This window comes from Kitasatospora sp. NPDC048296, assembly GCF_043201815.1.
GTDB lineage: Bacteria > Actinomycetota > Actinomycetes > Streptomycetales > Streptomycetaceae > Kitasatospora.
The window spans coordinates 137,668-152,126 of record NZ_JBICZB010000004.1 but is presented as its reverse complement, the minus strand read 5'-3'; the positions used below and the strand labels follow the sequence as shown (position 1 = coordinate 152,126).

Here is a 14,459-nt window from a genome sequence, read left to right as displayed (position 1 = left end):
GCGCAAGGGACCGACGTCAGCCGGCGATGATCTCGCGGGCCAGGCGGGCGGTCTCGGACGGCGTCTTGCCGACCTTGACACCGGCGGCCTCGAGGGCCTCCTTCTTCGCCTGGGCGGTGCCCGAGGAGCCCGAGACGATGGCGCCGGCGTGGCCCATGGTCTTGCCCTCGGGGGCGGTGAAGCCCGCGACGTAGCCGACGACCGGCTTGGTGACGTGCTCGGCGATGTAGGCCGCGGCACGCTCCTCGGCGTCGCCACCGATCTCACCGATCATGACGATGATCTCGGTCTCCGGGTCCTCCTGGAACGCCTTGAGGGCGTCGATGTGGGTGGTGCCGATGACCGGGTCACCGCCGATGCCCACGGCCGAGGAGAAGCCGATGTCGCGCAGCTCGTACATGAGCTGGTAGGTCAGGGTGCCCGACTTCGAGACCAGACCGATCTTGCCGGAGGTGGTGATGTCGGCCGGGATGATGCCGGCGTTCGACTGTCCGGGGCTGATCAGGCCGGGGCAGTTCGGGCCGATGATCCGGGTCTTGTTGCCCTTCGAACCGGCGTACGCCCAGAAGGCGGCGGTGTCGTGCACCGGGACGCCCTCGGTGATGACGACGGCCAGCGGGATCTCGGCGTCGATGGCCTCGATGACGGCGGCCTTGGTGAAGGCCGGCGGCACGAAGAGGACGGAGACGTCGGCGCCGGTCTTCTCCATCGCCTCGGCGACGGAGCCGAAGACGGGCACCTCGGTGCCGTCGACGTCGACCGTGGTCCCGGCCTTGCGCGGGTTGACACCGCCGACGATCTGGGTGCCGGAGGCGAGCATGCGGCGGGTGTGCTTCATGCCCTCGGAGCCGGTCATGCCCTGGACGATGACCTTGCTGTCCTTGGTAAGGAAGATAGCCATGGTGTTAAGTCCCCTTCCTTACTTGTTGGCCAGCTCGGCGGCGCGGTCAGCGGCGCCGTCCATGGTGTCCACGCGCTGGACCAGCGGGTGGTTGGCGTCGTCGAGGATCTTGCGACCCAGCTCCGCGTTGTTGCCGTCCAGGCGGACGACCAGCGGCTTGGTGACGTTCTCGCCCTTGCTCGCGAGGAGCTCCAGGGCCTGCACGATGCCGTTGGCGACCGCGTCACAGGCGGTGATGCCGCCGAAGACGTTGACGAAGACCGACTTGACGTCGGGGTCGCCCAGGATGATCTCCAGGCCGTTCGCCATGACCTCGGCGGACGCGCCGCCACCGATGTCGAGGAAGTTGGCGGGCTTGACGCCGCCGTGCTTCTCACCGGCGTAGGCGACCACGTCGAGGGTGCTCATGACGAGGCCCGCGCCGTTGCCGATGATGCCGACCTGGCCGTCGAGCTTGACGTAGTTCAGGCCCTTGGCCTTGGCGGCCGCCTCGAGCGGGTTGGCCGCGGCCTTGTCCTCGAGCGCCTCGTGCTCCGGCTGACGGAACTCGGCGTTCTCGTCCAGGGAGACCTTGCCGTCGAGCGCGATGATCTTGCCGTCGCCGGACTTGATCAGCGGGTTGACCTCGACGAGGAGGGCGTCCTCGGCGATGAAGACCTTCCACAGCTTCTGCAGGACGTCGGCGACCTGGTCGGCGACCTCGGCCGGGAACTTCGCCGCGGCGACGATCTCGGCGGCCTTCTCCGGGGTGCAGCCCTCGTTGGCGTCGACCGGGATCTTGGCGAGCGCGTCGGGGTTCTCCTCGGCGACGACCTCGATCTCCACGCCGCCCTCGACGCTGGCCATGGCCAGGAAGGTGCGGTTGGTGCGGTCCAGCAGGAACGAGACGTAGTACTCGTCCTTGATGTCCGCGGTCTGGGCCAGCATCACCTTGTGCACGGTGTGGCCCTTGATGTCCATACCGAGGATCGCCTCGGCCTTGGCGACGGCGTCGGCCGGGTCGGCGGCGAGCTTGACGCCACCGGCCTTGCCGCGGCCGCCCACCTTCACCTGAGCCTTGACGACGGCGCGGCCGCCGAAGCGCTCCGCGATGGCGGCAGCGTCTGCGGCGGTCTCGATGACATCGCCGTCAAGCACGGGCACGCCGTGCTTGGCGAAGAGGTCCCTCGCCTGGTACTCGAACAGGTCCACGTGTTTGTCCTTGTTCGTGGTCGCGGATTGTGTCTCTACGAGCGTGCCACGGCAGGATCTTCGCTGCGGGTCGTCGGGGCGGTGCGGGTACGCAGAGGTACGGCCTTGCGGCCCACACAGCCACGGGCGCACACGTCAATCAACACGCGCGTCACGTCCGTCTGGCAGGTTATCCCCGTGGGACGGGCGTGTTCCGCCCGGGGCCTGTCCGGCCCGGGTGAGAACCGTCACAGATCAGCCGGGACGCCCGGTCCACCGATCGGGCGGGGTTCACCCACCCGGGTGAGGCGGTCACACCCCCTGGTCCGCCCCCTTCATCAGGTGCCGCGGGATCGGACGCTTCTCGATCGCCGCCGCCATGATCTCGGGGAAGGCGTCCGGGGTACAGGCGAAGGCCGGGGCGCCGAGCGCGGCCAGCGCGGCGGCGTGGGCGTGGTCGTAGGCCGGCGCACCTTCGTCGGAGAGCGCGAGCAAGGCGATGAACTGGACGCCGGCCGCCTTCATCGCGGCGACCCGCCGCAGCATGCCGTCCCGGATGCCGCCCTCGTACAGGTCGCTGATCAGCACCACGACGGTCTCGGACGGCCGGGTGATCTTCGACTGGCAGTAGGCGAGCGCGCGGTTGATGTCGGTGCCGCCGCCGAGCTGGGTGGCGAACAGCACGTCCACCGGGTCGGTGAGCTGCTCGGTGAGGTCGACCACCGAGGTGTCGAAGACGACCAGTCGGGTGTCCAGGGTGCGCATCGAGGCGAGCACCGCGCCGAAGACCGCCGAGTGGACGACCGAGGGCGCCATCGAGCCGGACTGGTCGATGCAGAGGATGACGTCCTTCTTCACCGCGCGCTGGGCCCGGGCGTAGCCGACCAGCCGCTCGGGCACGACGGTGCCGTGCTCGGGCAGGTAGTTCTTCAGGTTGGCCCGGATCGTCCGGTCCCAGTCGATGTCCCGGTGGCGCGGCCGGTTCACCCGGGCGCTGCGATCGAGGGCGCCGCCCACGGTGGCCCTGGTCCGGTCGGCGAGCCTGCGCTCCAGGTCGGCGACCACCTTGCCGACCACGGCCCTGGCGCTCTCCCGGGTGGTCTCGGGCAGCGCGTGCTTGAGCGACAGCAGGGTGCCGACCAGGTGCACGTCCGGTTCGACGGCCTCCAGCATCTCCGGCTCCAGCAGCAGCCGGTCCAGGCCGAGTCGGGTGATCGCGTCCTGCTGCATCAGCTGGACGACAGTGGACGGGAAGTACTCTCGGATGCCGCCGAGCCAGCGGGCCACCTGCGGGGCCGAGCCGCCGAGCCCGGCGCTGCGGCGCCCGCCGCGCGGGGACCGGCCGGCCTCGTCGGGGCCGCCCCGGTAGAGCGCGGCCAGGGCGCCGTCCATCGCGGCGTCGCGGCCGCGCAGGGTGCAGCCGGTGCCGTCGGCCTCGCCGCCGAGCACCAGGCGCCAGCGGCGCAGCCGTTCGTCGGTCGTGGTCGCCATCGGGTCCTCCTCCTTCGGTCGGGTGTTGCGGCGGTCAGGTGTTGCGGCCGGTGGCCTGCCGCGGGATCTTCGGGCGGACGCCGAGCAGCAGGGCCAGCACCGGAACGGCGGCGTCGGCGCGGTCCCGGTCGAGGTCGCCGGCCGTCTCGGGTGCCGGCGGGGCCACGCCGAGCGGCCCGGCTGCGACCCGGCCGCCGATGGTGGTGCGCACGCCCGCCTCCAACCCGGCGAAGGTGCGGCGCAGCAGCGGCAGGACGTCGGTGAAGACCTCGGCACTGACGCCGTTCAGCCACTCGTCCAGCAGGGCGAGCAGCCGGGGGTCGTGCAGCAGCAGGGCGCCGCCGCCGGTGAGGAAGCCCTCGACCCAGCCGGCCGCGTCCGCCGGGGCGCTGGCGACGGACAGCACCAGCCGCAGCCGTCGGCCGGCCTCCTCGGAGTCCAGCCGGCCGTCGTCCAGCAGCAGCCGGACGGCGCGGCCGCGCAGCAGGCCGGGGGCGCCGGTGGCCGGTCCGCCGGCGGGCTCGCGGCGGGCCAGCGACCGCAGGGCGGCGGCCCAGCGCTCGGCCAGGCCGTCGGTGTCCGGGGAGGCTCCCGGGGCGGCTTGTCCGGAGGCATCCGGGTCGAGCAGGGCGATCGCGCCGTGCACCTCGTCGATCCGGGCGCGCATCGCCGCCGCGCTCTCGGCGTCCAACCCGACGCAGGCGGGCGGCAGTCCGACGCAGACCCGCTCGGCCAGGCCCGCGGCGGCCCCGGCCAGCGCGCCGTGGTCGGTGCCGCGCACGTCGCCGTAGCGCAGCGCGCGGACCAGCGCGGGCAGCGCGCCCGCCAGGTGCGCGACGTCGGTGTCCAGGGCCGCGCAGTCGGCGAGCACCCGCATCACGGCGGGCAGCGCGCCGGACAGCCCGGCCAGCAGGCAGGTCTCCACCAGGCCGGTCAGCTCGGCGAGTTCGACGGCGGCCCGGGCGGTACCGACCGCCTTGTTGACGGCGGCCTCCTCGACCGTGGTGCCCCACTGGGCGGCCTCGGCGATCCGGACCGCGAACTCGGGCTGCCAGCACAGCCGCCAGCTCTCCCGGAAGGTCCCGGTGGAGTGGACCGAGGAGCGGGCCGGCACGCCCCACTCGACGCCCAGCAGCCGCAGCCGGTGGAGCAGCCGGGAGCGGGCCGCGTCGGTGTCCTTGCGCAGGTCGAGGTCGAGGTCCCGCGCCGCGGCTCCGGGCTTGAGCCGCAGCGAGCGCTGCAGCCGGGCGAGGTCGCGCTGCAGCGGCACCGCCGGTGCGGCCTCCGGGACTTCGCCGAGCTCGTCGCCGACCACCAGGCGGTCCCGGACGAGTTCCAGGGCGACGTCCGAGCCCTCGCAGAGCACCGCGCGGACGGCGTCCAGGGTCTCGGTCAGCCCGGCGAGCGGGCGGCCGCGCAGCACCGCGAGGGTCTCGGCGAGCCGGACCGCCTCGATGACGTGGGCGGAGGAGACCGGGTGGTCCGCGGCGCGCAGCAGCTCGGCGGCCCGGGTGAGCCAGCGCGGGACCGGGTCGCCCTCGGTGGTGAACAGGTGGTGGTACCAGCCGGGCGACTGGATGCCCGCGCCGTAGCCGGTGGCCTGGGAGAGCCGGCGGTGCGTCCACGGGATCCAGGTGATGTCCGCCTTCACCTTCTTCGGCAGTTCGGCGAGCAGTGCCCGGTCGTGGGCGACGGTGGGCATCGTCGCCAGCGCGGGGACGTGGAAGGCCCCGCAGACCACGGCGATCCGGCGGTGTCCGGCGCGGCGGGCGGCGCGGATCTGCTGGCGCATGTACGCCTCGCGCAGTTGGTCCCGGCGGGACTCGCCGAGGCCCTCGGCGCGCAGCGCGGCCATCGCCTCGGCGACGGCGGCGAAGGGCACCAGCGCGTCCGCGCCGGGGGCGCGGTGCTCGACCACGTCCTCCCACCAGCGCTCCGGGTCGTCGTGACCGGCGACCTCGGCGAGCAGCGCCAGCGGGTCGGCGTGCAGCTCGTCGGGGCGGTCCCCGTCGGGGCGGTCCTCGTCGGGGCGGTCCTCGTCGGGGCGGTCCTCCTCGGGGCGGCCCCCGTCGGCGGCCTCGGCGGGTGCGAAGCCGTACCCGGCGGGCAGGTCGATGAAGCGGACCGGCAGGTCGTGGTCCACGGCGTGGCGGATCGCCACCCACTCCGGGGAGAACTCGGCGTACGGCCAGAACGCTGCCTTCGCCGGGTCGTCCACCGCGTGGGCGAGCAGGGCGACCGGCGGTACCAGGTCCTTCTCGGCGGCGAGGTGGACGACGGCGTCGGCCTCCGCCGGGCCCTCGATCAGCACCGCGTCCGGCTGCCACTGCGCCAGCGCGGCGGCCACCGCCCGGGCCGAGCCGGGCCCGTGGTGCCGGATGCCCAGCAGGGCGACCTCGGTGTCCTTCATACGGCCACCTCGCGGGCGGCGCGGTAGAAGTCCTTCCAGCCGTCGCGCTCGCGCACCACCCCTTCGACGTACTCGTGCCAGACCGCCTGGTCCGCCACCGGGTCGCGGACGACCGCGCCGAGGATGCCGGCCGTCACGTCCCCGGCGCGCAGCACGCCGTCGCCGAAGTGGGTGGCCAGGGCCAGGCCATTGGTCACCACCGAGATCGCCTCGGCGGTGGAGAGGGTGCCGCTCGGGGTCTTGACCTTCGTCCGGCCGTCCACCGTCAGGCCTGCGCGCAGCTCGCGGAAGACCGTCACCACGCGCCTGATCTCCTCGGCGCCGCCGGGCAGTTCGGGCAGGTCGAGGGAGCGGCCGAGCTGGTTGACCCGGCGGGTGACGATGTCGACCTCCTCGTCCAGCGAGCCCGGCAGCGGCAGCACCACGGTGTTGAAGCGGCGGCGCAGCGCGCTGGACAGCTCGTTGACGCCCCGGTCGCGGTCGTTGGCGGTGGCGATCACGTTGAAGCCGCGCACGGCCTGGGTCTCGCTGCCCAACTCCGGTACCGGCAGCGTCTTCTCGGACAGGATGGTGATCAGGCTGTCCTGCACGTCGGCCGGGATGCGGGTGAGCTCCTCGATCCGGGCCAGCTTGCCGTCCGCCATCGCCCGCATCAGCGGCGAGGGCACCAGGGCGTCCCGGCTGGGGCCGTGGGTGAGCAGCTGGGCGTAGTTCCAGCCGTACCGGACGGCCTCCTCGGGGGTACCGGCGGTGCCCTGCACCAGCAGGGTGGAGTCGCCGCTGATCGCGGCCGCCAGGTGCTCGGACACCCAGGTCTTCGCGGTGCCGGGCACGCCGAGCAGCAGCAGCGCCCGGTCCGTCGCCAGGGTGGTGACGGCGACCTCGACGACGCGGCGCGGGCCGATGTACTTGGGGGTGATCCGGGTGCCGTCGGGCAGCTCGCCGCCGAGCAGGTACGTCGCCACGGCCCACGGCGAGAGCTTCCAGCGCTCGGGGCGCGGACGGTCGTCCTGCGCGGCCAACGCGGCCAGTTCGCCGGCGAAGGCGTCCTCGGCGTGCTGCCGCAGAACGTCGGTCATGGGGGCTCCTTCGGGTCGGCCGCCGGGCGCACGGATGCCCGGGCGGCAGGGTGATCTGGGGGAGCCAGGTCGGCGTCCCGGCCTGTGGGAACCACCTTGCAACGTGCCACTGACAACGGCCGGACCGGTCCGGACGGGCAGTCAGCCGCTGTCAGTGCCCCCGCCTACCGTCGGTCGCATGGAGGAACGCTGGAGCACCGAACACGTCCTGTCCCTGGCGCCTGACGCCGCGTCGCAGAAGGCCGCGGGCAAGCTGTCCTCGCCCGCGCCCTGGTCCGGGACGGGCACCGACGGCGCCGCACTCTGGGGCGAGTGCCGGGGCAGCGGCCGCACGCCGTACCGCACCGTGATCGAACTCGCCACGCCCGCCTACCAGTGCAGCTGCCCCAGCCGGAAGTTCCCGTGCAAGCACGCGCTCGGGCTCCTCCTGCTGTGGAGCGGCGCCCCCGAGGCCGTGCCGACCGGCGAGCCCGCAGACTGGGCGGCCGACTGGCTCGAGGCCCGCCGGGAGCGCGCCGAGAAGCGCGCGGCGCCCCCGGCCGACCCGGAGGCCGCCCGCCGCCGGGCCGAACGGCGCGGCGCGCGGGTCGCGGCCGGCGCGGCCGAGCTGCGGCTACGGCTGGCCGACCGGATCCGGCACGGCCTGGCCGACCAGTCCACGGCCGGGCCCTGGGAGGAGGTCGCGGCCCGGATGGTCGACGCCCAGGCCTCCGGACTGGCCACCCGAGTAAGGGAGTTGGACACCCTGTCGGAGGAGCGGCTGCTGGAGGAGTACGCGATGCTCCACCTGCTGGCCACCGCCGCCACCCGGGTCGACGAGCTGCCGCCCGAGCTGGCCGCCACCGTCCGCGCCCGGGTCGGCTACACCCTGGACGCCGCCGAGGTGCTCGCCGGGCCGACCGTCCGGGACCGCTGGCTGGTGCTCGGCAGCCGCGACACTTCCGACGAGCGGCTCACCACCCGCCGGGTCTGGCTGCGCGGCGCCAAGACCGGCCGCCCCGCCCTGCTGCTCGCCTTCGGCCGCCCCGGCCAGGCGCCCGAACTCGCCCTGCCCACCGGCCACCTGCTGGAGGCCGAACTCGGCTACCACCCCGGTGCCCGCCCGCTGCGCGCCGCGCTCGGCACCCGCTACGGCGCCCCCGAACCCGGCCCGGCCGAAGCGCCCGCCGGGCTCACCGTCGCCGAGGCGGTGGCCGGGTACGGCACCGCGGTGGCCGACGACCCGTGGCTGGACAGCTGGCCGACCGTGCTCGCCGGGGTCGTCCCGGTCCGCACCCCGGACGGCTGGCACCTGACGGACGGCCACCACACCGTGCCCGTCCGCGCCTCGGCCGTCCCGGAGGCGGCGCTGTGGCGGCTGGCCGCGGTCTCCACCGGCCGCCCGCTGACCGTCTTCGGCGAGTACGGCCACCAGGGCTTCGCCCCGGTCACGGCCTGGACCGCCGAGCACCGCCCGGTCGGCCTCACTTCCGCATAGGAGAACCGACGATGACGATCACCCAGGACCCGTGGGAGCCGCTGCGGACCAGCGCCCTGCTCGGCACCGACCGGCGCCCGCTCCCGGCCACCGCCCTGCCGCTCGCCGACACCGTGGACCGGTCCGACCCGGCCACCGCCCTGCTGGAGCTGGCCGCGCTGGCCACCGTCCGCCGCCGGGCCGGCGCCCTGCCCGTACCGGCCGCCGGGCCGCCCGGGCCGCCCGCGCCCGAGGACCTCCGCCCGGAGATGCCCGAGTCCGCCGCCCGCCGGCTGGCCGTCCTGCTCGCCGGGCGTACCGGCGGCAACGGCGGCAACGGCGGCGGCACCCTGGCCAACCTGGCCGAGCTGCTGCCGCAGTGGCTCACCAGCGCCCGGTTGGAGGGCCTGCGCCCGCCCGCCGCGCTGATACCCGGGCTGCTCGACGCCGCCCGCGCACGCAGCGAACTGCGCGGCGACGCCGTCGCATTGGCCGGTCCGCTGGGCCGCTGGCTGGCCTCGCACAACCCGGACTGGCGGTTCGTGCTGCGCACCGCCGCCCCCGAGCCGGACCGGCAGCCGGACGACCCGGCCGACCACCGGCTCTGGCACGAGGGCCTGTTCGCCGAGCGGGTCACCCATCTCACCCTGCTGCGCCGCAGCGACCCGGCCGCCGGGCTGGAGCTGCTGCGCAGCACCTGGTCCACCGAACGCGCCGAGGACCGGCTGCTCTTCCTGGACGCCTTGCAGGACGGCCTCTCCCCCGCCGACGAACCGTTCCTGGAGGCCGCCCTCGGCGACCGCAGCAAGAACGTCCGCGCCACCGCCGCCGAGCTGCTCTCCATGCTGCCCGGCTCCGCCCTCGCGCTGCGGATGGCCGAGCGGGCACAGGCCGCCGTCCGCCTCGCCGAGAGCGGCACCCACCTGCTGGTCACCCCGCCCGCCGAGTGCGACGAGCGGATGCAGCGCGACGGGATCGCGCCCAAGTCCCCCACCGGGCGCGGCGAACGGGCCTGGTGGTTCGGCGAGGTGGTGGCCGCCGCACCGCTCGCGACCTGGCCGCGCAGCACCGGCCTGACGCCCGAGCAGCTGCTCGCACTGCGGGTCGGCGACAGCGTGGACGCGACCAGCAGCAGCTGGGCCGACGACCTGCGAGAGGCCTGGGCCCGCGCCGCCGTCCGCCAGCACGACGCCGCATGGGCCCGGGCGCTGCTCGGCCCGGCCCCCGTACCGCCCGCCCGCGGCGCCGGACGGTCCCGCGCCGCGCGGGCCACCGGGGCCCCGGCCAAGCTGCTGGCCGTCCTCCCGCCCGAGGAACGGGCCGCCTGGACGGCCGCCTTCATCGAGGTGCACGGCCTGGGCGAGGCCTTCCAGCTGCTCAGCGCCTGCGCCACCCCGTGGACACCGCCGCTGTCCACCGCCGTGGTGACGGCACTGGCCCGGGCCGCCGCCTCCGGCGCGTACCCGTGGAGCCACAGCGGGGTGCTCGGGATGACGGAGCGCGCGCTCGCCCCGGAGACGGCCGCCGCGGTGGAGGAGCTGGCCGTGGGGGCCGCCCCGGACTCCGCCTGGTCGGAGACCTTCGCCCGGCTGGCCGGGACGCTGCGCTTCCGGGCGGCGATGCTGAACGAGCTGAGGCCGGCCGAACCGGCGCCCTGAGCCGCGCGACCGACTCGCGCCCTGAGCACGGCGGAGCGGGCCGGTCCGCACCGGGACCGGCCCGCTCGTCGTGCCGAAGTTCAGCTGGCGGTGCGCAGGTTGGCCTCGACCCAGGCCACCACGTCCCGGGTGGGCGTGCCCGGGGTGAAGATGTCCGCGACGCCCATCGCCTTGAGCTCGGCGATGTCCTCGTCCGGGATGATCCCGCCGCAGAAGACCTTGATGTCCTCCGCGTCGCGCTCCTTCAACAGCTCCAGCACCCGCGCGCACAGCGTCATGTGGGCGCCGGAGAGGATCGACAGCCCGATGCCGTCCGCGTCCTCCTGGATCGCGGTGTCGACCACCTGCTCGGGCGTCTGGTGCAGCCCGGTGTAGATGACCTCCATACCGGCGTCGCGCAGGGCGCGCGCAATGACCTTGGCGCCACGGTCGTGACCGTCGAGCCCAGGCTTGGCGACCACCACACGGATCGGCCCCGACACACTCATCACTGCCTCCTGGACCTCGTCGTCCACTATCCGACCGGACCTTGTGGGCCCACGGGTGCGGTTAACGCTCGATAACCAACCAACCTGAGGGGAGATTAGCGCCACCCGGACCGGTTGGCCGCGCCGCCTCCCAAGAGGAGGGCAAAGTCACAGCCCCAGACCTTGCTACCAGTGGGTATACCCGTCCTCGGACCCTCCGTACAGACACGGCGCGGACCCCCGGCCGACCTCTTGACAACCGGGGGTTTTTCCGGGGCGTCGGCCTTGCGGCTACAGTCACGGCTGTTTTCCCTCTCGCTCGACGACGCGCCCGAGGCCCACCGAGGAGGCAGCCCCCGATGGCTCCCGAAGCAGCCGCCCGCCCGACCCGTGCGGAGCTGCGCCTCGCCGCCCGCGAGCAGTCCCGCGCCCAGCGCCGCGGCGCCGCCAAGGCGGCCACCCGGGCCGCACTGTTCCGGGTCGCGGTCCCCTCGGTCGCCGCGCTCGGGGTCGCCGGGGCCGCGGCCGTCACGGTGATCCAGGAGCAGCCCGACCGGGTGCCACCCCAGGCGGCCGCCGCCGACGCCCCGGACAACACCGCCGCCCGGCAGAGCGCGCAACAGGCGGTCGCCGCCGGCGACCAGACCCAGGCCTCGCGCGGCGACGCCCGTCAGCCGCTGGCCGGCGCCCAGCCCGGCGACGCCCGGCCCACCGACACCCCGACGGCCCAGCCCACCGCCGATCCGGCCAAGCCCAAGGTGGTCATGCCGGTCGCCCAGCACGGCCTCGGCGAGCTGTTCGGCGCGGCCGGCACCCACTGGGCCAAGCGGCACACCGGCATCGACTTCCCGGTGGACGGCGGCTCCGAGGTCTACGCCGTCACCGACGGCACGATCCGGACGCAGTGGAACCCGTTCTACGGCTACATGTCGATCCTGAAGATGCCCGACGGCACCGAGGCCTGGTTCTGCCACCTGCGCGCCTACAAGGTGCGCAAGGGCCCGGTGAAGCAGGGCGACGTGATCGCCTTCGTCGGCAGCAGCGGCAACAGCACCGGGCCGCACCTGCACTTCGAGATCCGGCCGCAGGGCAGCGGGCCGGTCGACCCGCTGCCCTGGTTCCTCTCGAACGGGCTCGATCCGCGCTAGCGGTTCAGACCTTCGCCACGCGGTTCAGAGCTTCTCGACGGGCGCGTAGCGCAGCAGCAGCTGCTTGCGCCCCTCGGTGCCGAAGTCGACCGTGGCCTGCGCCCGGTCGCCGACGCCGGTGACGCCCACCACGGTGCCCAGTCCGAAGGTGTCGTGGGTGACCCGGTCGCCGACCGCGAGCGAGACGGCCTCGCGCTCCACCACCCTTCCGGCGCGCCGCGCCGACTGGCCCCAGCCCGCCTTGGGCGGGGCGGCCGCCGACGAGGAGCGCGAACTCCCGCCCCCGGACGAGGACTTGCCCCAGGACGAGCCCGAGGAGAAGCCGCGCTGGACCGGCGCCTGCGCCGCCCCCGTCCGCTTCCACTCGACCAGCGTCTCCGGGATCTCCTCCAGGAACCGCGAGGCCGGGTTGTAGGCCGGCTGCCCCCACGCGCTGCGCAGCACCGAGCGGGTCAGGTAGAGCCGCTCCCGGGCGCGGGTGAGCCCCACGTACGCGAGCCGGCGCTCCTCCTCCAGCTCCTTGACCTGGTTGAGCGCCCGCATGTGCGGGAAGATCCCGTCCTCCATGCCGGTCAGGAAGACCACCGGGAACTCCAGGCCCTTGGCGGTGTGCAGGGTCATCATCGTGATGACGCCCTGCCCCTCCTCGTCCTCGTCCGGGATCTGGTCCGAGTCGGCGACCAGCGCGACCCGCTCCAGGAAGTCGGGCAGCGAGCCGACCGGCGGCGCGCCCTCCTCCCCGGCGTCCGGCCGCTCGCCCGGGTCCTGCTCGTACTCCAGGGCGACGGAGGCGAGCTCCTGGAGGTTCTCCACCCGGGTCTCGTCCTGCGGGTCGGTGGAGGCCTGGAGCTCGGCCAGGTAGCCGGTCTCCTCCAGAACGGCCTCCAGCACCGCCGCCGGGCCCGCGCCCGACTCGACGACCTGGCGCAGCCCGGCCATCAGGGTGTTGAACTTCTTGACCGCGTTGGCCGAGCGCGCGGCCATCCCGTACGCCTCGTCCACCCGCAGCAGCGCCTGGGCGAAGGAGATCCGCTCCCGCGCGGCCAGCGCGTCGACCATCGCCTCGGCCCGCTCGCCGATGCCGCGCTTGGGCACGTTGAGGATCCGGCGCAGCGGCACGGTGTCCTCCGGGTTGGAGAGCACCCGCAGGTACGCCAGGACGTCCCGGACCTCCTTGCGCTCGTAGAAGCGCACCCCGCCGACCACCTTGTACGGCAGGCCGACCCGGATGAACACCTCCTCGAACACGCGGGACTGGGCGTTGGTGCGGTAGAAGATCGCGACGTCGCCGGGCTTGGCCTCGCCCTTGTCGGTGAGCCGGTCGATCTCGTCGGCGATGAACTGGGCCTCGCCGTGCTCGTCGTCCGCGACGTAGCCGACCACCTTCTCGCCGTGGTCGCCGGCCGTCCAGAGCTTCTTCTCGCGGCGGTTGGCGTTGCGCTCGATGACGGCGTTGGCGGCGCTCAGGATGGTCTGGGTGGAGCGGTAGTTCTGCTCCAGCAGGATCGTGGTCGCGTTCGGGTAGTCCTCCTCGAACTGGAGGATGTTGCGGATGGTCGCGCCGCGGAAGGCGTAGATCGACTGGTCCGCGTCACCGACCACGCACAGCTCGGCCGGCGGCACCTCGGCGAGGTGGGCGGCGGCCGGGTTGACGAAGTCGCCGTCCGCGGTGCGCTTCGGCGCGGCCGCGACGGACCCGCCGCTCAGCTCGCGCACCAGCATGTACTGGGCGTGGTTGGTGTCCTGGTACTCGTCGACCAGGATGTGCCGGAACCGGCGGCGGTAGTGCTCGGCGACGTCGGGGAAGGCCTGCAGCAGGTTCACCGTCGTCATGATGATGTCGTCGAAGTCCAGCGCGTTGGCCTCGCGCAGCCGCCGCTGGTACAGCGCGTACGCCTCGGCGAGCTTCTTCTCCATCGGGTTGGCGGCCTGGTCGGCGAAGGTCTCCTCGTCGATCAGCTCGTTCTTGAGGTTGCTGATCTTCGCGGTGAAGGACTTCGGCGGGAACTGCTTCGGGTCCAGGTCGAGGTCGCGGCAGACCAGCGACATCAGCCGCTGCGAGTCGGCCGAGTCGTAGATCGAGAAGCTGGAGGTGAAGCCCAGCACCTTGGACTCGCGGCGCAGGATCCGCACGCAGGCGCTGTGGAAGGTGGACACCCACATCGCCCGGGCGCGCGGGCCGACCAGCGCCTCGACGCGCTCGCGCATCTCGCCGGCGGCCTTGTTGGTGAAGGTGATCGCCAGGATCTCGCCCGGCTGCACCCCGCGGGCGCCCAGCAGGTACGCGATCCGGTGGGTCAGCACCCGGGTCTTGCCGGAGCCGGCGCCGGCCACGATCAGCAGCGGCGAGTCCGCGTGCAGCACCGCCTCGCGCTGGGGGTCGTTCATCCCCTCCAGCAGCTGCGCCGGGTCCACCACCGTCCGGGCGGCGCCGTTGCGGTACCAGGCGTCCCGCTCGGCCTGGGCAGCGTGGTCGGTCTGGAACAGCCCCTCCGGGATGGCCTCCTCGTAGGCGTCGTACGGGACGTCGTCCTCGTACGGCGGGGGCTCCTCGTCGACGGCGTCGATGGGTGCTGCGGGCTGCTTCGACCCGGCGGCGGGTGCCTCGAAACCGGGGAGCGGGAGGTCGTCAAAGAGGCTACTCATGGCACATCGAGTCTATGGCCACCCACCGACAAG

General features: G+C 73.9%; 10 protein-coding genes. 3 read left to right on the top strand and 7 right to left on the bottom strand.

Going from position 1 to position 14,459, the window contains the following annotated elements; all coding sequences use genetic code 11:
- Positions 1-16: 16 nt before the first annotated feature.
- The 5 genes from sucD to ACGF12_RS04855 form a co-directional block, all read right to left on the bottom strand.
- Complete coding sequence (gene sucD / locus ACGF12_RS04875; protein WP_393025517.1) at positions 17-901, bottom strand: succinate--CoA ligase subunit alpha; 885 nt, start codon at positions 899-901, stop codon at positions 17-19.
- Between the two features lie 18 nt (positions 902-919).
- Positions 920-2,092: an ADP-forming succinate--CoA ligase subunit beta gene (gene sucC / locus ACGF12_RS04870; RefSeq protein WP_393025514.1), complete on the bottom strand. Its 1,173-nt coding sequence runs from the start codon at positions 2,090-2,092 to the stop codon at positions 920-922.
- A gap of 291 nt (positions 2,093-2,383) precedes the next feature.
- Positions 2,384-3,562, bottom strand: a complete 1,179-nt coding sequence (locus ACGF12_RS04865) for a VWA domain-containing protein (protein ID WP_393025511.1) — start codon at positions 3,560-3,562, stop codon at positions 2,384-2,386.
- Between the two features lie 34 nt (positions 3,563-3,596).
- Positions 3,597-5,972 (bottom strand): DUF5682 family protein, encoded by a 2,376-nt coding sequence (locus ACGF12_RS04860; protein WP_393025508.1) that lies wholly within the window; start codon positions 5,970-5,972, stop codon positions 3,597-3,599.
- Positions 5,969-7,051, bottom strand: a complete 1,083-nt coding sequence (locus ACGF12_RS04855; RefSeq protein ID WP_387616741.1) for an AAA family ATPase — start codon at positions 7,049-7,051, stop codon at positions 5,969-5,971. The genes ACGF12_RS04860 and ACGF12_RS04855 overlap by 4 nt, the downstream gene beginning before the upstream one ends.
- Positions 7,052-7,229: 178 nt before the next feature.
- Between ACGF12_RS04855 and ACGF12_RS04850 the strand changes: the two genes are divergently transcribed.
- Both ACGF12_RS04850 and ACGF12_RS04845 read left to right on the top strand, forming a co-directional pair.
- On the top strand, positions 7,230-8,528 hold the full coding sequence (locus ACGF12_RS04850; RefSeq protein WP_393025504.1) for an SWIM zinc finger family protein: 1,299 nt from the start codon (positions 7,230-7,232) through the stop codon (positions 8,526-8,528).
- A gap of 11 nt (positions 8,529-8,539) precedes the next feature.
- Positions 8,540-10,165 (top strand): DUF5691 domain-containing protein, encoded by a 1,626-nt coding sequence (locus ACGF12_RS04845; RefSeq protein ID WP_393025501.1) that lies wholly within the window; start codon positions 8,540-8,542, stop codon positions 10,163-10,165.
- Between the two features lie 80 nt (positions 10,166-10,245).
- Here the strand turns inward: ACGF12_RS04845 and ACGF12_RS04840 are convergent, their stop codons facing one another.
- Entirely contained in the window at positions 10,246-10,653 is a 408-nt protein-coding gene (locus ACGF12_RS04840; protein WP_355669695.1) for a cobalamin B12-binding domain-containing protein, read from the bottom strand.
- 338 nt (positions 10,654-10,991) lie between these two features.
- On the opposite strand from ACGF12_RS04840, the gene ACGF12_RS04835 reads away from it, so the two are divergent.
- Positions 10,992-11,780: a M23 family metallopeptidase gene (locus ACGF12_RS04835; RefSeq protein ID WP_393025497.1), complete on the top strand. Its 789-nt coding sequence runs from the start codon at positions 10,992-10,994 to the stop codon at positions 11,778-11,780.
- A 24-nt stretch (positions 11,781-11,804) separates the two neighbouring features.
- On the opposite strand, the gene pcrA is transcribed toward ACGF12_RS04835, so the two are convergent.
- Positions 11,805-14,426 carry a DNA helicase PcrA gene (gene pcrA, locus ACGF12_RS04830; RefSeq protein ID WP_393025494.1) on the bottom strand — a complete coding sequence of 874 codons (2,622 nt, stop codon included), beginning with the start codon at positions 14,424-14,426 and terminating at the stop codon, positions 11,805-11,807.
- Between the last annotated feature and the right edge of the window lie 33 nt (positions 14,427-14,459).